The sequence below is a fragment of the Amycolatopsis arida genome (assembly GCF_900115565.1).
In the GTDB taxonomy this organism is placed as follows: domain Bacteria; phylum Actinomycetota; class Actinomycetes; order Mycobacteriales; family Pseudonocardiaceae; genus Yuhushiella; species Yuhushiella arida.
In genome coordinates, this window is sequence record NZ_FOWW01000006.1 from 59864 (window position 1) to 76402 (window position 16539).

Below are 16539 nucleotides of genomic sequence, written 5' to 3' on the forward strand. Positions count from 1 at the left end.
AACCCGACCGACGAACGGCAGACGTGAGGAGCGCGATGAAACCACTGGGCAATGTCCTGATCACCGGTGGCGCGTCCGGGCTGGGCGCGGCGACCGTGGCGGCGGTGCGCGAGGCCGGTGGCCGGCCACTGGTCCTCGACCGGGTCGCGCCGGCGGAGGGGGTCGAGCACGTGCTGGTCGACCTCGCCGACACCGACACCACCGAGCGCGCGGTGACCGAGCTGGTCGACCGCGCCGGCGGCCGGCTCGACGGCGTGTTCACCGCGGCCGGCATCGACGCGTGCGGCCCGCTGACCGAGGTGCCGGCGAAGGACTGGGAACGCGTGGTGCACGTCAACCTGCTGGGCACCGCCGCCGTGGTCCGGGCCGCGCTGCCGCACCTGGAGCGAACGCACGGCACGGTGGTCACCGTGGCCTCCACCCTCGGGATCAAGGCGGTGAGCGACGCCACGGCCTACTGCGCCTCGAAGTACGGGGTGGTCGGCTTCACCAAGGCGCTGGCCGCGGAGACCGCCGGCCGGGTCGGGGTGACGCTGCTGGTCCCCGGCGGGATGCACACGAACTTCTTCAACGACCGGCCCGAGCAGTACAAGCCGCCGGCCGACGCGAAGCTGAACCACCCCGAGGACGTGGCGCGGACCGTGCTGTTCGCGCTGCGCCAGCCGCCCGGCTGCGAGGTGCGCGAGCTGGTGGTGTGCGCGTCGGAGGAGGGCTCCTACCCGTGAGTGACGCGGTCCTGGTGCTGCGCGCGCTGGGGCTGGGCGATCTGCTGGTCGCGGTGCCGGCGCTGCGCGGGCTCCGCCGAGCCCACCCGGACGCCCGGACCGTGCTGGCCGCGCCGCACCAGCTCACCGAGGTGGTCGAGCTGATCGACGCGGTGGACGAGCTGCTGCCCACGCCAGGCCTCGGCGCCCTGCACTGGCCGGGCGAGCCGCCGGAGGTCGCGGTCAACCTGCACGGCCGCGGCCCGGAGAGCATCCGGGACCTGCGTGCCACCCGCCCCGGCACGCTGCTCACCCACCGGCATCCGGACTTCCCCGACCTGCCCGGCCCGGAGTGGGTCGAGGACCAGCACGAGGTGCGGCGGTGGTGCCGGCTGCTGGAGCACTTCGGCATCGCCGCCGACCCGGCCGACCTCCACCTGCCGGCGCCACCGGGGCCGAGCCCGGCGCCGGGCGCGGTGGTCGTGCACCCCGGCGCGGCACAGCCGGCACGGCGCTGGCCGGCCGAGCGCTTCGCCGGGGTGGCCCGCGCGCTCGCCGCGGCAGGGCACCGGGTGGTGGTCACCGGCAACGCCGCCGAGGCCGACCTGGCCCGGGACGTGGCGCGGCGGGCCGGCCTGCCCGAGGACGTGGTGCTCGCCGGCCGGCTCGGGCTCGCCGAGCTGGTCGCGCTGCTGGCGCGGGCGACGCTGCTGGTGGCCGCCGACACCGGGGTCGGCCACCTCGCCACGGCGATGCGCACGCCGTCGGTGCTGCTGTTCGGCCCGGTGTCACCCCGACAGTGGGGGCCGCCGGAGGGCGAGCGGCGGCACGTCGCGCTGTGGGCGGGCGAGCCGGCGGACCCGTTCGCCGACGCGCCGGCACCCGGGCTGCTCCGGCTGACCGAGGACGACGTGCTCGCCGCCGTGCGCCAGCTGGCCGAGGAGGGCCTGCTGGCCCGCAGGGACGGAAGGGAATGACGGTGAACCGCAGCGGGCGGGCGGCCACCCCGCGCGCCACCAGCTCGGCGAGCTCGGGCTCGTGGACCGGCACCGCGTCCCCGGACCGCGCCGCGATCGAGAACGCGGCCACCTTCGCCGTGTCCACGTCCACGCACACGACCGGGTGGCCGAGGTGGGCGAGGCACGCCGCGCTGGCCGCCCCCACGTAGCCGGCGCCGACGACACCCACGGTCTCCACGGTCCGCGCTGGCCACCCGGCTGGCCCACCTGGCCCCCGGCGGCGTGGTGCTGCTGCGCCTGCCCCCCATGGGCGAGCACGGTGCGGCCGACCTCACCACCCTGGAACCACCCTGGACCAGGTGCGGGCCGACGTGGCGGGCACGGTCGCCGCCGGCGGCGTGCTCGCCCTCGAGTCCACCGCGCCGGTGGGCGCCGCACGGCGGGCGGCCGAGCGGCTGGCACGGCCCGACGTGCGGGTGGTGAGCAACCCCGAGTTCCTCCGCGAGGGCCACACGGTGGCGGACTTCCCGCGCCCGGACCGGATCGTCGTCGGCGCGGACGACCCGGTCGCGGGTGAGCGGGGTGCCGCGCTGTACGCGGGCGTCGACGCGCCCCCTTGCTGCGCACCGACCCGGCCAGCGAGGAGCTGGCGAAGCACGCCGGTGACGCGTTCCTCGCGAGCACGACGTCCTCGGCCCACGAGCTCGCCGAGCCGTGCGAGCGCTTCAGCGCCGACCTCATCCAGGTGGCCCCGCGGTGGGCTCGACCGGCGGATCGGCCGCGACCACCTGGCACCCGGCCCCGACTGGGGCGGCGCGGCCGGTGGTAAACGCTGGCGACCCGCTCGACCCGGCGCCGCTGGACGCCGCCGGGTTCACGCTCGTGCGGTGGGAGCGCCGGCCGGGGCTCAGCCACCGGGCACGGTCTGGCCGCCGAGCGCGGCGAGGACCTCGCCGGTGTAGTACGACGAGAGCCGGTTGCTGGCCAGGAAGACGTACGACGGGGCGATCTCGTCCGGGTCCGCCGGCCGCTGGTAGGGCACCTGCTCACCGAAGTGCTCCACCCGCTTCTCCGGGAAGGTCGACGGGATCAGCGGAGTCCACACCGGACCCGGCGCCACGCAGTTCACCCGGATGCCGCGCTCGGTCAGCGCCTGCGCCATCGCGTAGGTCCACGCGTGCACGGCGCCCTTCGTGGCCGAGTAGTCGATCAGCGTCTTGTTGCCGCGCAGCCCGTTGACCGAGCCGGTGTTGATGATGCAGTCGCCCTCGCCGAGGTGCGGCAGCGCCGCGGCGGTCACCCGGAAGTAGGAATGGATGTTCACGTCGAACGTGCGCATCCACTGGTCCTCGGTCAGCTCGTCCGGCGACTTCACCGGCCACTGCGTCGCGACGTTGTTGACCAGGATGTTCAGCCCGCCCAGCGCCTCGACCGTCCGCTCCACCACCGTGCGGCACCGCTCGCGATCGGCGAGGTCGCCGGGCAGCAGCTCGCAGCGCCGGCCCTGGTCGCGGACCAGGCGCGCGGTGTGCTCGGCGTCCTCGTGCTCCTCCAGGTAGGCGATCGCGACGTCGGCGCCCTCCTTGGCGAACGCGACCGCCACCGCCCTGCCGATCCCGGAGTCACCACCGGTGATCAGCGCGACCCGCCCGGCCAGCAGGTCGCGACCGACGTAGTCGGCCATCTCGTCGCGCGGCTCCGGCCGCATCTCGTCGGTCTCGCCGGGCGGCTCCTGGCGCTGCGGCGGCTGCGGGGGTCGGTCGGTCGGCTCGGGCATCGTCCCTCCTCGTGCTGGCACGTCCTGCTGCGGACGACAGAGCGGAGCAGGCGTCGATCGCCGGGTACCCCGCGCCCGACCGGTGTAACCGATCCCGCGGCGGGGTATCTCGGAGGGCATGACCGGGATTCGGGTGGTGGTGACCGGCGCCACCGGCAACGTGGGCACCAGCCTGGTGAGCGCCCTCGCCGACGACGAGCGCGTGGGAACGGTCGTCGGGCTGGCCCGGCGGCGCGCGGAGTGGGGCCACCCCGGCGTCGAGCTGTCCACTGTGGACGTCTCGAGGGACGACCTGGAGCCGGTGCTCGCCGGCGCCGACGTGGTGGTGCACCTGGCGTGGCTGTTCCAGCCGACCAGGGACCCGGCCACGACCTGGGAGAACAACGTCATCGGCAGCCTGCGGGTGTTCGACGCGGTCGCCGCGGCCGGGGTGCCGGCGCTGGTGTACGCCTCCTCGGTGGGCGCCTACTCTCCGGGGCCGAAGCACCCGCCGGTGGCCGAGGACTGGCCGACGCACGGCTGGCCAGGGGCCGCCTACACCAGGGAGAAGGCGTACCTGGAGCGGGTGCTCGACGCGTTCGAGCTCGCGCATCCCCAGGTACGGGTGGTGCGAATGCGGCCGGGGTTCATGTTCAAGCGGGAGTCGGCCTCCGAGCAGCGGCGGCTGTTCGCCGGGCCGCTGCTGCCCGGCATGCTGGTCCGGCCGTGGCTGGTCCCGCTGCTGCCCGACCTGCCCGGCCTGCGGTTCCAGGCGCTGCACACGTCCGACGCGGCCGACGGGTTCCGCCGGGCCGTGCTGGGTGACGTGCGCGGGGCGGTCAACCTCGCCGCCGAGCCGGTGGTCGACGTCGAGGTACTGGCCGAGCTGCTGGACGCGCGGGCGGTGCCCGTGTCGCTGCCGCCGGTGCGGGCGGCGCTGGCGGCGGCCTGGAAGGTGCACGCCGTGCCCGCCGCGCCCGGGCTGTTCGACGCGGTGCCCCGGCTCCCGGTGATGGACTGCGCCAGGGCGCGCGACGAGCTGGGCTGGGCACCGCGGCACTCGGCGCGGGACGCGCTGGCCGAGTTCCTCGCCGGGCTGCGCGAGGGCGCCGGCCTGCCGACGCCGCCGCTGGCGCCGCGGGTCGAGGGAGGCCGGCTGCACGAGCTGCTGCGCACCGGCGTGGGAGCGCGGCCGTGACCGCCGTGCGACGACCGCTGAGCATCGACCGAGCGCCTGCGAGGGAGGAGCGGAAGCGGGAGGAGCACGGCCAACCCCACACCGCCGTGCGACGACCGCTGAGCATCGACCGAGCACCAGCGAGGGAGGAGCGGAAGCGGGAGGAGCACGGCCAACCCCACACCGCCGTGCGACGACCGTCGAGCATCGACCGAGCCGAGCGCCGGCGAAGGATGACGGGCGCCACACAACCGGTGTGGCACCGCGAGATCCGGGTATTCCCAGCGGGGAGGCGTTACGTGCTCCCGGCAATCCGAACCGACTGGAGGCGGCCGTGACCCGAGTTGGCGTGGCGGAGGACCTCGGCACCCTGTTCGACAGCGTGGTCGAGCTGAGCGTGCGCGCCGAGGCGGACCAGCTGGTGATCCCGCGGGCCGTCGCGGAGATGGTCGCGGCGCGCAGCGACTTCGACCTCGACGCGGTGGCGGACGTCAAGCTGGCCGTGGACGAGGCGTGCGGCGCCTTGCTGGCGAAGTCGGTGCTCGGCGGGATGCTCACCTGCCGGTTCACCCTCTCCATCGACGTGTTGACCATCAGCGTCAGCAGCGTCGCCAGCGTGCCGGGGGTGCCGGGCCGGGGTGACTTCGGCTGGCATGTGCTGCGTTCGCTGACCGACTCGGTAGTCGCCCGGCAGGGTCCGCCCGAACGAGGGAGGGCAGGCTTCCCGACCGCCATCGAGTTCACGAAACGGAAGAGCGCGTGACGGGCACCGACCGGGAGGGCGGCGAGGAGCAGGCCGACTACAGCGACGTGCTGCCGTTGTTCGAGAAGATGACCGGCCTCGCCGAGGACGACCCCGCCCGTGAGGCGCTGCGCGACCAGATCGTGCGGCGCTGTCTTCCGCTGGCCGAACACATCGCGCGTCGGTTCGGTGGCCGCGGGGAGGCCAGGGACGACCTGGTCCAGGTGGCCCGGTTGGGGTTGCTCAACGCCGTCGACCGGTACGAGGTCGGGCGCGGTACGGAGTTCATCTCGTTCGCGGTGCCGACCATCATGGGCGAGGTCCGCCGCTACTTCCGGGACTCGAGCTGGGCAGTGCGGGTGCCGCGCCGGCTGAAGGAGCTGCACCTGGCGATCAGTCAGGCCAGCGGGGTGCTGTCGCAGCGGCTCGGGCGGGCGCCCACGCCGAGCGAGCTGGCCGCCGAGCTGGGCCTGGACCCGGAGGAGGTGTCCGACGGGCTGCTGGCCGGCAACGCCTACCAGTCGGTGTCGATGGACGGCACGGTCGGCGCGACCGGCGACCGGGAGGACGGGCTGTCGCTGGTGGACACCATCGGGGACTACGACGGCGAGCTGGAGAACGTGGAGAACCACGAGGCGCTGCAGCCGCTGCTGCGCGAGCTGCCCGACCGGGAACGGACGGTGCTGATGCTGCGGTTCTTCGGCAACCTCACGCAGACCCAGATCGCCGAGCGGGTGGGCATCTCGCAGATGCACGTGTCCCGGCTGCTGTCCCGCACCCTCCAGTTCCTCCGCGAGAAGCTCAGCGAGTGAGGCCGGAGCCTCGCCTTGTGACCGGGCGATCGACGTCGTTAGGCTGCCCTGGTTGATCGACACGACCGCGCGTCGATCGCATCGTCAACCGCGCGGAGGTGGCCTCGGGTGCGCCGTGGATGTCGTTCTACCATGCGCGGCGGGCTACGCGTGTCCTTGGCCGTCACGGCGGCTGGCGCGGTGGCTGCGGCAGTGCTCGGCGGCCTGCCCGGTGCTCGCCCCGCGGCGGCCGGTACCTCGGTCGCCACCAGCGCGGAGGCCAAGGTCACCGACCCGGTGCCGCTCCTGGAGCTACGCACGGCCGGCCACACCGGCTGGTTCTGGACGCTGTCACAGGTCGAGGCGGCGAAGGCGCAGCAGGAGCACGGCATGACGCCGCTGCGCGGCAACCTCGGGTTCCTGCGTCGTCAGCAGTTCACCGACAGCCATCCGGTGTACCGGCTGCGAGCCACGAAGAAGAGCACCTACCTGGTCACCGCCTCGGAGACCGAGCGCCGCGCCCTGGTCGACTCCGGCGACTTCGCCGACGAGGGGGTGCTGGGATACGCCGCCGAGCAGCGGCTGCCCGGCACCGAGATGCTCTATCGGATGTCCAACGGCGCGGAGTGGCGCGTCGTCCCGGCGGCACGCCAGGCCGAGTTCGAGCGCCGCGGCTACCGCACCGATGGCCCGCTCGGCTACGCCTGGCCCACCTACTACCGCACTGGCGCGATCTACTTCGCGACCTTCGACGACGGCGGCAACCGTCAGCTGATCGCCGGCACCAAGCGAGTGTACGGACGGAGCAACGACTGGTGGGGCGGGCTGCGCGACTTCGCCGGCGCCGGGGTGGAACGCAATGCCTGGCACTGGCCGAACGAGGACTTCTCCGATCTGCAGCCGGCAATCGGCTACTACGACGATTCCGACCCGGAGACGCTGCGCAAGCAGATAACCCAGGCGGCCGGCGCCGGGCTGCGGTACTTCAGCTTCTACTGGTACTGGAACCCCGCGAACGGCGGGTCGGAGAACTACATCGAGGGTCTGAAGTCCTTCCTGAAGGCCGACAACCGCATGGACATCGATTTCAACGTGCTACCGTGCTTCCATCCGTGGCGCGACGGCGACGTGTCCCTCTCGCTGCCACAGGAGCAGATCACCCGAGCGGCGAACATCATCGTCGACACCTACCTGACCCAGCCCAACTACCTGCGGGCCAACGACGGCCGGCCCATCCTCGGCGTATGCGACGCCCGGGGCATCGGGGGCGAGAACACGACGATCGACGTGGCCGCGACCAAGCGGTTCAACGATGCCGTACGGGAACGTGCCCGACAGAAGCTGGGCGAAGACGTGATGATCGTGCTGAACGGCGGGCCGCCTGCCGGCGCCGGCTTCGACGGCGGTCAGTGCCTCGGCCAGTTCGACGAGTCCCGCTCCTACCGGGCCTACGTCGACACTCAGCGAAACTTCTTCGCGAGGTACGGCACCATGCCGCTGATCCGGTGCGCCACCTCGAACTTCGACGAGCGGCCGCGAATCGGCATTCTCGTTCCCGACCCCGGGCCGGACGAGCAGAAACAGCGGGACAGCTTCCGCTGGTACGACGACGCCACCCTGGCTGAGTACGAACGGCTGCTCGACACGGTGAAGGCCGACATCACCGAGTCGTCCCGGCCGCCCGTTGTAGACAATTTCGTCATGCTGTATGCCTGGAACGAATGGCACGAAGGCGGTTTCGTGGAGCCCAACAAGCGAGACGGCTGCGCATACCTGGACGCCACCCGCCGCCAGCTCCGCCTGACCACGGGCAGCGGCTGCGTCGCCAACCCGCGGTGAACAGCCGCCCGAGCGGAACTGGGATCGCGGCGGAGACGCGCTGACCGCGTCGCCGCTCGTGCGGCAGGACGACTCTACGCCGAGGCGGACACCCGGTCGGGTTCCAGGCAGTAGACGGCGTAGGCGGCACGGATGATCGGCTGCGCCACGTTGCGCACCCGGATCCCGCCGGGGGTCACGCCCTGCTCGGTGCCGAAGTGCGCGTGCCCGTGCACGGCGAAGTCGGCCTCCGCGTCGTCGATGGCCTCGCCCAGCAGATAGGAACCCAGGAACGGGTAGATCTCCGGCGGCTCGCCGCGCAGGGTCTCCGGGATCGGCGCGTAGTGGGTGAGCGCCACGCGCACGTCGGCGTCCAGCGCGTCGAGCGTGGCGTGCAGCTGCCCGGCCACCTCGGTGGTGTGCCCGACGAACTCCTTCATCTCCCGCTCGCCGAAGGCGCTCGCGCACTTGCCGGCGAACCCCCCGCCGAAGCCCTTCACCCCGGCCACGCCGAGCCGGCGCCCGCCGACGTCCAGCGTCACCCCGTCGCCCTCGAGCATCCGGATGCCGTGCGCGGTGAGCAACTCGGTGATCTTGTCCGCGGCGTCGCTGTGGTGGTCGTGGTTGCCCAGCACCCCGACCACCGGCACGGGCAGCCCGGCGAACTCGTCGGCCACCACCGCCGCCTCGTCCATGGTGCCGTGCCGGGTCAGGTCGCCGGCGAGCAGCAGCACGTCCGCGTGCTGGCCGACGTGCTCCAACGCCGGGCGCAGCCGGCCGCGCGCGTCCTCCCCCATGTGCACGTCCCCCACTGCCGCGATCCGGATCACCGCAACTCCTCCCTCCTGGTCGGCTCGCCAGCGCCCACGATGCGGACGTCGTTGTGCACCCGCAGCTCGGGCGCCACCTCGGCCAGCACGTGGTCGAGCTCGGCCTTGCGTTGCTCGGTGGCCACCTCGCCGCTGAGGTGGACGGCGTTGCCCCGGATGTTGACCCGGACGCCCAGCTCGGCGGTCCGCTCGTCCTCGGCCAGCGCTCGCCGGACGTGCGCGACGGAGTACTGCGGCGCGTCCTCGTCGTTCATCTGTCCTCCTTGGACTCTCGGTCCGTGCCGTGCCCGCGCGGTGCTCTCAGACTCCCGGCTCGGCGACGCCGAGCTCGCGCACCAGGGTCAGGAACGCTTTGGCGTAGGGCGACTCCTTGGTCCGCTCGGCGACCTCGGACCAGCTCACCTGCTCCCGCAGCTCCCTGGCGATCCGCAACAGCGGCGTGAAGTCGCAGCGGTGCGGCCCGAGCACCATCAGCTTGTCCACCATCAGGTCGGTGCCGGTGAGCACGGGCGCGGTCGCCGCGCCGATCCGCATCTCCTCGGTCCGAGCGAGCATCTCGTCGGTGACCGGCTCCCCGTGCGGGCAGAAGATCAGGTCCACCAACAGGTCGCCGTCGTAGACCTTGGTCAGCCAGTCCTCCGGCGGGTCGACCGGTGTCATGCCCTCCGCCACCAGTGCGGCGCGCGCCGCCGGCACGTCGTCCTTTTTGAGGAACACGTCCACGTCGTGCTCCGATGGTGGTCCACCACGCGCGTAGGCCGCACAGCCCCCGGCGACGGCGAACCGCAAACCGGCCCGCCGCAGCGTGTTCACCACCCTCGTGATGGTGCGCAGCAGATCCTTCTCCCGCACGGGTTGCATCGTGGTCACCCGCGCGGGATACCCGACGTCGATCAGGGCAAACGCCGCGTGTCGCCGCCCGCGGCCCGGGGTACCCGGCGGACATGACCGAGACAGCGCCCCTTCCCCAGGAGATGGACCGACCCCGGACCGCGATCGTGACCGGCTCCGACTCCGGGATCGGCCGCGCGACCGCCGTGGCGCTGGCCGGCGGCGGGCTGGACGTGGGCATCACCTACCACGCCGACTCCGACGGCGCCGGGCGGACCGCCGCCGAGGCCACCGACCACGGTGTGCGCGCCCCGGTCCGACACCTGGACCTGGGGGACCTGCCCACCTCGGCCGCGGTGGTCGACGAGCTGGCCGACGAGCTCGGCGGCGTCGACGTGCTGGTGAACTGCGCCGGGACCGGCAGCGCGCAGCGGGTGATGGACATGGACTTCGACACGTGGCGGCACGTGCTGACGGTCGACCTGGACGGCGCCTTCGCCTGCGCCCAGCGCGCGGCCCGGCACATGATCGACGCTGGCCGCGGCGGCCGGATCATCAACATCACCAGCGTGCACGAGCACGCCCCGCGGGTCGGGGCCGCGCCGTACTGCGCCGCCAAGGCGGGCGTGGGCGCGCTGACCAAGGTGCTGGCGATGGAGCTGGCCGAGCACCGGATCACGGTGAACTCCGTGGCGCCCGGCGAGATCTCGACCCCGATGACCGACCAGGACGACGTGAACCCGCGAACCCAGGAACGTCCCGGCTATCCCCTTGGGCGGCCGGGGCATGCCCGCGAGGTCGCGGCGGTGGTGGCCTTCCTCGCCACCCCGGCCGCCGGCTACGTCACCGGCGCGTCCTATGTGGTCGACGGCGGGATGCTGCTGATGGGCCCGCAGGCCAGCTCGGCGCTGTCCACGAACGACTGGCGAGCCGGCTGACCCGGGCAGCAGGCGATCGCCACCAAGGACCCCGGTGGACCCCCGCCGCCACCAAGGACCCGGGGCTGCCACCAAGGACCCGGGGCCCTCGCTGCGGGCTACTGGCGAAGCCCGCGTACCAGGGAAACGTTGCGCGCCACCAAGGCCCCCAGTGGGCCCCGCTGCGTGACAACGACGAAGCCGCGCGGTAGGGGGCGTTGCGCGCCACCATGGGGCCTTGGTGGCGTCCAGCGATGTCCGATGGTGGTGCCGGTCAGGCCGGCTTGAGCGGGTCGTGGCCCAGCGACATCAGGCGGTGCCGCCAGTGCGCCTGCCCGGCCGTGGGCTCCAGGTCGTCCCGCCGCTCGGCTTGCACCCTGTCGACCACCCTGCGCATCACCCGCACGTCCTGGTCGTCCAGGTCCACCTTGCGCTTGCCGAGAATGGCCAGCACCTGCTGCCCGGTCGGCGTGCCGGCCTGGTCCGGCAGCTCCTCCTGGTCCGGCTCGGCGGAGTCGGTGCGCAGCCATTCGGCGAGCTCCCGGGAGGTCATGTTCACCACGCGGTGGAACTCGTCCCACAACTCCTCGTCGACACGTGCCTCAGCCACGCCATCACCTCCTGTGTCACCGGTGGTCGGCCCGACGGCTACCCGCCGCGCCGGACGCGGAAACGGCGGGCAGCACGCCGGTGCGAACGAAGTCCCACCGCTTGCCCACGGACACGGCCTGGTCGGCGAACCTCTCGTAGAACCGCGCGGCCAGCGCCACGTTCACCGCCGGCCGCACCCCGTGTGTCCACCCGGGATCGGTGACCGCGCCGAGGAGCTCCTCGTGCAATCGGTCGACGCGGTCGTCGGCGGCGTTGAGCCGCGCGAACGCCGTTCCCGGCGTGCCGGCGAGCAGCTGGCGCAGGTCCTCCGCCATGGCTCCGGTCAGCTCGCCGAGCTCGACGCACGCGGGCACCAGCTCCGCCGGTACCACCGGCGCCGGATGCTCCCGCCGGGCGAGCTCGGCCAGGTGCCGGGCCAGGTCGCCCATCCGCTCGATCCGGTCTGCGCAGTACACCGCGGCCAGCACGGTCCGCAGGTCGCGAGCCACCGGGGCCTGCAGCGCCAGCAGTGACTGGGCGGCCCGCTCGCACTCCGCCCTGGCCCGGTCGAGCTCCGCGTCGGCCGAGAGGGCGCGCTCGGCCGCGGCCAGGTCCTGCTCCAGCAGGCCGGCGGTCGCCTGCCGGAGCTCCTGGCCGGCCATGGCACACATCCGCCCGAGCCGGGCGCCCAGCGCGCCCAACCTGGCGTGGAACCGTTCGCGCATCACACCCTGGAGTACCCGCCTCACCAGGGGGTACTCCCCCGCCATGCGACTGCGCCGCAGTGATCCCAACACGTCCGGCATCCGCCGGCAGCGCCGGGGCCGGGGCTTCCGCTACCTCGCCGCCGACGGCACGCCGGTGACCGACCCGGAGCTGTTGCGGCGCATCCGCGGGCTGGTGATCCCACCGGCATGGCGGGACGTGTGGATCTGCCCGCACCCCGCCGGGCACATCCAGGCGGTCGGCGTGGACGACGCCGGCCGGCGGCAGTACATCTACCACGAGCAGTGGCGCCGGCAGCGGGACGTGGAGAAGCACCAGCGGGTGCTGGACCTGGCTCGCCGGCTGCCCCGGTTCCGCGCCGCGGTGAAGGCCGACCTCGACGCCGGCGGCACCGGGCGGAACCGGGTGCTGGCGGCGGCGCTGCGCATGCTCGACGTCGGGGTGTTCCGCACCGGCGGCGAGGAGTACGCCGAGGACAACGGCACGCACGGGGCCGCCACACTGCTGCGGGAGCACGTCCGCAAGTCGGGTGACGAGCTGGTGTTCTGCTACACCGCCAAGGGCGGGATCGAGCGCACGGTGCGGATCCGGGACGCCGACCTCGCGGCGGTGATCAGCACGCTGCGCAGGGCCCGGCCGCCGACCGACCGGCTGCTCGCCTACCGGGAGAACGGGCGGTGGCACGAGGTGCACGCCGAGGACATCAACGAGCGGTTCAAGGAGCTGGCCGGCGAGCGGTTCACCGCCAAGGACCTGCGCACCTGGAACGCGACGGTGCTGGCCGCCACGGCGTTCGCCGAGACCGAGCGGCCCACCAGCAAGCGCGGCAGGGCCAGGGCGGTCACGGCGGTGATGCGCGAGGTGGCCGAGGAGTTGGGCAACACCCCCACCGTGGCCCGAAAGTCCTATGTGGATCCTCGGGTGGTGCGGGCGTGGGAGGAGGGGATCACGATCGCGCCGGCGGTGCGCAGGGCCCGCGGGCAGGTGGCCGCCGGCGGCCAGGACGCGCCGGAGCGGATGCGCGCCACACTCGAACGGGCGGTGGCACGCATGCTCGCCCGCATGGACCCCGAGCCCGACAGCTGAGCCCATCCCCGCACCGCCGCGCACACGGCACACCGGAATCCCGTCACGGAAACGCCACGGAAAGGGGTCCCCGGCCAAGGGGGTCCCCCTGATGTCCAGGCTATCGGTTTCGAGTGGGGACTTCGGGGCGCGCGGGAAAATGTGGACAACTCGGTGGCGCGAACGGGCAGGTCGGTGCGCCCCTGCCCGAATTCGACGGTGCCACCACGCGGACACCTGGCCCCGGACCGCGGACCCGCGCTCACAGAACGCGGACACGGCGCCGGGCGGCGCCGTGTCCGCGTTGTGTGGACGCGTGATCGCGTTCCGCGCACGCGGATCGAGTCCCGCGCGCGGGTCGGGTTACTCGTCTCCGGGCCAGTCGCCGGTGGCCTTGCGATAGCCGACGGCGCCGGCGCGGTCGACGGCGGCCTTCACCGCACCGAAGATGGCGCCCTGGATGGCCGCCGCGATCACCACCTGCCGCCAGTTGAAGTTGCGGTCGGTGGGGCTCGGCGCCTCGTCCTCCCCGGTCGCCCGCTTCCAGACCTGCTTGAACGCCGCGGTGGCGAGGATCCCGCCCAGCGCGCCGACCAGCAGCCCCAACGGCTTGTACAGCACCTTGGTCATCGCTGCCTCCTCACCGCTTCCTGCGCCGGGTCAGCCTGCGCACCAGCAGCAGAAGCACCACCGCCCCGACGACCGTGGGCACCGGGTTGCGCCGCGCGGCACCGGCGACGGTCTCGGCCTTCTCCGCGACCGGCGGCGGCAGCTTCTCCTTGACCGCGGTGACGGTGTGCTCGGCCTGCTCCCGCGCGCGGGCCGGCACGTTCGCCTTGTGCGCCAGCTCCTGGACCGTCTCACCGAGCTCCTGCCGGGTCAGCTCCAGATCCAGCCGGGCCTCCTCCTCGTCGCGGGGGAAGTCCGTTCGGCTCCTGTCCTCGGACGGGTTCGTCATGACCGCACGTTCTCCTTCATCACCTGGACGTCCCGCTGGACGCCGTCCATCGCCTCGCGCGGCAACGGCGGCGTGGCGCGCTTGAGCTGCACCCTGGCCACCGCGGCCATCAGCCCGGCGACCACGAGCAGCGCGACGCCGACGATCAGCGCGGCCAGCCAGGCCGGCATCACCAGCGCCAGCGCCAGGACCACGCACGCGACCAGCGTCGCGCCGCCGAGGAAGGCGGTGACCCCGGCGGCGCCCGCCAGCCCCGCGCCCAGCCCGGCGCGTTTGCCCTTGCGCTGCAGCTCCGCCGTCGCCAGCCGCATCTCGTCCCGGACCAGTCGGCTCATCTGCTCGGACAGGTCGGAGACCAGCTCCGCGACCGAACGGTCGCCCGTCTCCGGCGAGGTCGTCCTCACCTGCTGCGTCATCAGTCACCTCCGGATAGTCCACTTCCGGGCTACCCCGAGCGGGGCGGCACCAATCGCGGCACCCGGGTGTAGTGCGCGCTGACCAGGGGTACGCGGTAGCCGGCGAAGGGAGTGACATGACATCCGACGGATTCGGCGCCGCGAAGCAGACCCACGGTGACCCGCTCGCCCCCGTCGCGGGGGCCGAGGACGTCGCGAGCGCCGCCGAGGGCGTGAGTACGGACGACCTCGCCGCGCGGGCGGAGGGCCCTGTCATGGTGGTCGAGGGGCCCTCCGGCGCGCCGAGCCTGGTGGTACTCGACCCCTCCGGCGCGGCCAAGCACGCGGAGGTGCCCGCGACGTGGCGCCCGTTGACCGAGCGCCGGCGGCTGGTCTGGTGCCGGCTGCCCGCGGACGGGTCGCTGGCCCAGGCCGAACGGCTGCTCGCCGACCGCGACGTGCTCGGCCGGCCGGTGGACGTGGTGACCAGTGGACCCGCCGTGCCCGCGGTGGTCGATCTGCTCGGCCACCACCCCGGCGCCGTCCGCGCGCTGCTGCTGGTGGACCCCGGCGCGAACGCCGACGGCGGCGTCGAGCCCGCGCCGGTCACCGAGCGGCGCGAGGAACTGCGCCGGGCGGGCGTGGTGGTCGAGACGGTCGCGCAGAGCCCCGGCGGCACCCGGGACCGGGTCGAGCCGCCGATGCCGATGGGCCACCCCGACGTCGTGGACGCCGTGGAACGGGCGCTGGCCTCGCTGGACTGGCAGTCCGACGACCGGCGCTGAGCGGCCCTGAACGGGCCCCGAGCCACGCGAAGGCGACCACGAGGAACGCGTTCCTCGTGGTCGCCTTCGGGTGCCGCGACCGGTGTCGCGACTACATCTCGCGGTTCTCGATGGTGGGGCTCACCTTCGGATCGCGACCCTTCTGCCCGGGCACCGGCGCCACCACCGGGCCGTGGGCCATCTGCTGCCGCGTCGGCTCCTGGTACTGGGTGTCGGTGGGCAGCGCGGCGGGCGCCACGCCCGGAGCGGCCCCCGCCGCCGAATGGCGCTGGGCGGTGACCGTCTCGGCGACCTGGCTCTCCCGCATCCGGGTGAGCACCGCGATCGTCACGCCGTGCACGAGGGCCAGCACCAGCAACAGCACACCGAGCTTGCCGATCACGGCGCGCAGCGACTCCTCGCCGAAGTCGATGAGCGAGAGCAGTGCCAGCAGGCCGAGCGCCACCAGGTGGAACAGCACGGTGGTCAGCCGGGTCATGGACTGGCTCGCGGTGTCGTCGCCGCCGTAGGACTCGGCCAGGTACTTGCGGCCACTGCGGTAGATCAGCATGCCGTCGATCACCACCAGCAGCGCGCCGATGATCAGGAACGACACGTAGGCGTTGGTGTCCACCGGGGTCTCCTCTCCGGTTCCAGCACACGGCTCCTACGGTGAGTACCCGAATCGGCGCGCACGGAAACCGCGTTACCCGCCGGCGGCGACCCGCTCGGCCAGCCGCTCGCGCCGCGGGTGCACGACGTACTTCGAGTCCCGCGCGGAACGCACCCCCGGTGGCGTCGACACCGAACCGGGTGCGCCGCCGGCGGCCACACAGGTCGCGCCGGCGGCCACGGACAGCGCGCGGCGACGCCGGCGCAGCACCGACAGTGCCGCGGCCGCGGCGATGAGCACTCGGCTCGCCCATGGCAACCGAGTTGCTGGCCGACACGCAGACCTCGGGTGGGCTGCTGCTCACCGGCGAGGTACCCGGCGCCCCGGTGATCGGCGAGCTGGTGCCGCGCGGCGCGCACACCCTCGTGGTTCGGGGACGGCCGTGTAGCCCTCGGCGATTCGGGGTAGTACCGGGCCACGCTCGGCACCCAACGACCCCGGGGAGGGAAGCGATGCGAACCCGAGACCACCACGTCATCCCGGTCGCGCCACCGGCCGACCAGGAGCCGACCCCGGAGCAGCGCTACCGCGCCGCCCGCGCGGCGGCCTCCGCCGCGCGGGACGCCAAGGAGTGCGCCGAGCTGCTCGAGGCGCTGGGCCTTTCGGCCGACGAGGGGCTGCGCATCCCGGGTCCCCGTCCCGCCGCCGACTAACGGGGGTTGTCGGGGTGGCTGTGTCAGGCTCGGCTCCGCCAGCGGGCCAACACTCCCGTCGACCGGGCGTGACAGCCGCGCCCGACCATCCGCGTCACCCCGCCCCGGCCCCAGCGGGGCCGGAGCGGCCGCGTCCGGGCACCCGCGGCCGTTCCGGTGGCTCAGGGCAGTGACTCAGGGCAGCGCGTC

The 16539-nt window shown here is 73.5% G+C and carries 22 protein-coding genes and 2 pseudogenes; 12 read left to right on the forward strand and 12 right to left on the reverse strand.

Annotated elements, in window-relative coordinates; translation table 11 throughout:
• The first annotated feature begins 35 nt into the window (after nucleotides 1-35).
• Nucleotides 36-725 carry an SDR family oxidoreductase gene (locus BM051_RS17880; RefSeq protein WP_092531428.1) on the forward strand — a complete coding sequence of 230 codons (690 nt, stop codon included), beginning with the start codon at nucleotides 36-38 and terminating at the stop codon, nucleotides 723-725.
• Nucleotides 722-1681, forward strand: a complete 960-nt coding sequence (locus tag BM051_RS17885; protein ID WP_092531430.1) for a glycosyltransferase family 9 protein — start codon at nucleotides 722-724, stop codon at nucleotides 1679-1681. Before BM051_RS17880 ends, BM051_RS17885 begins: the two co-directional genes overlap by 4 nt.
• A 61-nt stretch (nucleotides 1682-1742) precedes the next feature.
• Here the strand turns inward: BM051_RS17885 and BM051_RS29965 are convergent.
• Nucleotides 1743-1901 (reverse strand): annotated as a pseudogene (locus BM051_RS29965) (3-hydroxyacyl-CoA dehydrogenase NAD-binding domain-containing protein); the annotation flags it as partial.
• Nucleotides 1902-2022: 121 nt separating this feature from the next.
• Here BM051_RS29965 and BM051_RS30675 point away from each other — a divergent pair.
• On the forward strand, nucleotides 2023-2625 hold the full coding sequence (locus tag BM051_RS30675) for a hypothetical protein (RefSeq protein ID WP_166677627.1): 603 nt from the start codon (nucleotides 2023-2025) through the stop codon (nucleotides 2623-2625).
• Here BM051_RS30675 and BM051_RS17900 read toward each other — a convergent pair.
• Complete coding sequence (locus BM051_RS17900) at nucleotides 2571-3440, reverse strand: SDR family oxidoreductase (protein WP_092531434.1); 870 nt, start codon at nucleotides 3438-3440, stop codon at nucleotides 2571-2573. The two genes, BM051_RS30675 and BM051_RS17900, sit on opposite strands and share 55 nt — an antisense overlap.
• 118 nt (nucleotides 3441-3558) lie before the next feature.
• Here BM051_RS17900 and BM051_RS17905 point away from each other — a divergent pair, with 118 nt between their 5' ends.
• The 4 genes from BM051_RS17905 to BM051_RS17920 all read left to right on the forward strand — a co-directional run bounded on the left by BM051_RS17905 (nucleotide 3559) and on the right by BM051_RS17920 (nucleotide 7968).
• A complete protein-coding gene (locus BM051_RS17905) occupies nucleotides 3559-4617 on the forward strand; it encodes an NAD-dependent epimerase/dehydratase family protein (RefSeq protein ID WP_177216963.1) in 1059 nt (352 codons plus the stop codon).
• Nucleotides 4618-4930: 313 nt separating this feature from the next.
• A complete protein-coding gene (locus tag BM051_RS17910) occupies nucleotides 4931-5359 on the forward strand; it encodes an ATP-binding protein (RefSeq protein ID WP_134045984.1) in 429 nt (142 codons plus the stop codon).
• Nucleotides 5356-6150, forward strand: coding sequence for a SigB/SigF/SigG family RNA polymerase sigma factor (locus BM051_RS17915; protein WP_092531438.1), 795 nt, complete (start codon nucleotides 5356-5358; stop codon nucleotides 6148-6150). The genes BM051_RS17910 and BM051_RS17915 overlap by 4 nt, the downstream gene beginning before the upstream one ends.
• Nucleotides 6151-6330: 180 nt before the next feature.
• Nucleotides 6331-7968 (forward strand): glycoside hydrolase family 99-like domain-containing protein, encoded by a 1638-nt coding sequence (locus BM051_RS17920; RefSeq protein ID WP_166677626.1) that lies wholly within the window; start codon nucleotides 6331-6333, stop codon nucleotides 7966-7968.
• A gap of 74 nt (nucleotides 7969-8042) precedes the next feature.
• Here the strand turns inward: BM051_RS17920 and BM051_RS17925 are convergent, their stop codons facing one another.
• From BM051_RS17925 to BM051_RS29430, 3 genes are read right to left on the reverse strand one after another with little or no spacing between them, the layout of a single operon-like run.
• On the reverse strand, nucleotides 8043-8777 hold the full coding sequence (locus BM051_RS17925) for a metallophosphoesterase family protein (protein ID WP_208325864.1): 735 nt from the start codon (nucleotides 8775-8777) through the stop codon (nucleotides 8043-8045).
• On the reverse strand, nucleotides 8774-9031 hold the full coding sequence (locus BM051_RS29425; protein WP_092531442.1) for a BON domain-containing protein: 258 nt from the start codon (nucleotides 9029-9031) through the stop codon (nucleotides 8774-8776). The genes BM051_RS17925 and BM051_RS29425 overlap by 4 nt, the downstream gene beginning before the upstream one ends.
• Before the next feature lie 46 nt (nucleotides 9032-9077).
• Entirely contained in the window at nucleotides 9078-9638 is a 561-nt protein-coding gene (locus tag BM051_RS29430) for a nucleotidyltransferase family protein (protein ID WP_092532074.1), read from the reverse strand.
• A gap of 83 nt (nucleotides 9639-9721) precedes the next feature.
• On the opposite strand from BM051_RS29430, the gene BM051_RS17940 reads away from it, so the two are divergent.
• Entirely contained in the window at nucleotides 9722-10546 is an 825-nt protein-coding gene (locus BM051_RS17940; RefSeq protein ID WP_092531444.1) for an SDR family oxidoreductase, read from the forward strand.
• A 253-nt stretch (nucleotides 10547-10799) separates the two neighbouring features.
• On the opposite strand, the gene BM051_RS17945 is transcribed toward BM051_RS17940, so the two are convergent.
• Nucleotides 10800-11135, reverse strand: a complete 336-nt coding sequence (locus BM051_RS17945; protein ID WP_092531446.1) for a DUF3140 domain-containing protein — start codon at nucleotides 11133-11135, stop codon at nucleotides 10800-10802.
• Nucleotides 11136-11151: 16 nt separating this feature from the next.
• Complete coding sequence (locus BM051_RS17950) at nucleotides 11152-11841, reverse strand: phosphate signaling complex PhoU family protein (RefSeq protein ID WP_092532077.1); 690 nt, start codon at nucleotides 11839-11841, stop codon at nucleotides 11152-11154.
• Nucleotides 11842-11884: 43 nt separating this feature from the next.
• Between BM051_RS17950 and BM051_RS17955 the strand changes: the two genes are divergently transcribed.
• Nucleotides 11885-12928: a DNA topoisomerase IB gene (locus BM051_RS17955; RefSeq protein ID WP_092531448.1), complete on the forward strand. Its 1044-nt coding sequence runs from the start codon at nucleotides 11885-11887 to the stop codon at nucleotides 12926-12928.
• A gap of 342 nt (nucleotides 12929-13270) precedes the next feature.
• Here BM051_RS17955 and BM051_RS17960 read toward each other — a convergent pair whose 3' ends face one another.
• The 3 genes from BM051_RS17960 to BM051_RS17970 are packed head-to-tail and all read right to left on the reverse strand — an operon-like array spanning nucleotide 13271 to nucleotide 14281.
• Nucleotides 13271-13537: a DUF4235 domain-containing protein gene (locus tag BM051_RS17960; RefSeq protein WP_092531450.1), complete on the reverse strand. Its 267-nt coding sequence runs from the start codon at nucleotides 13535-13537 to the stop codon at nucleotides 13271-13273.
• Between the two features lie 10 nt (nucleotides 13538-13547).
• Nucleotides 13548-13865 (reverse strand): DUF3618 domain-containing protein, encoded by a 318-nt coding sequence (locus tag BM051_RS17965; protein WP_092531452.1) that lies wholly within the window; start codon nucleotides 13863-13865, stop codon nucleotides 13548-13550.
• The gene (locus tag BM051_RS17970) at nucleotides 13862-14281 is read right to left on the reverse strand and encodes a phage holin family protein (protein WP_092531454.1); all 420 of its coding nucleotides are present in this window, start codon (nucleotides 14279-14281) and stop codon (nucleotides 13862-13864) included. Before BM051_RS17970 ends, BM051_RS17965 begins: the two co-directional genes overlap by 4 nt.
• 116 nt (nucleotides 14282-14397) lie before the next feature.
• Here BM051_RS17970 and BM051_RS17975 point away from each other — a divergent pair, with 116 nt between their 5' ends.
• Nucleotides 14398-15045: a hypothetical protein gene (locus tag BM051_RS17975; RefSeq protein WP_243859312.1), complete on the forward strand. Its 648-nt coding sequence runs from the start codon at nucleotides 14398-14400 to the stop codon at nucleotides 15043-15045.
• Between the two features lie 91 nt (nucleotides 15046-15136).
• Here the strand turns inward: BM051_RS17975 and BM051_RS17980 are convergent, their stop codons facing one another.
• Nucleotides 15137-15658 carry a hypothetical protein gene (locus tag BM051_RS17980; RefSeq protein WP_092531456.1) on the reverse strand — a complete coding sequence of 174 codons (522 nt, stop codon included), beginning with the start codon at nucleotides 15656-15658 and terminating at the stop codon, nucleotides 15137-15139.
• Nucleotides 15659-15730: 72 nt separating this feature from the next.
• The gene (locus BM051_RS17985) at nucleotides 15731-15937 is read right to left on the reverse strand and encodes a hypothetical protein (protein WP_092531458.1); all 207 of its coding nucleotides are present in this window, start codon (nucleotides 15935-15937) and stop codon (nucleotides 15731-15733) included.
• Nucleotides 15938-15960: 23 nt separating this feature from the next.
• Here BM051_RS17985 and BM051_RS29975 point away from each other — a divergent pair.
• Together BM051_RS29975 and BM051_RS17990 are read left to right on the forward strand one after the other, a co-directional pair.
• A pseudogene (locus BM051_RS29975) lies at nucleotides 15961-16071 on the forward strand (selenide, water dikinase SelD); the annotation flags it as partial.
• Nucleotides 16072-16149: 78 nt separating this feature from the next.
• Nucleotides 16150-16350 carry a hypothetical protein gene (locus tag BM051_RS17990; protein WP_092532083.1) on the forward strand — a complete coding sequence of 67 codons (201 nt, stop codon included), beginning with the start codon at nucleotides 16150-16152 and terminating at the stop codon, nucleotides 16348-16350.
• Nucleotides 16351-16539: the final 189 nt, after the last annotated feature.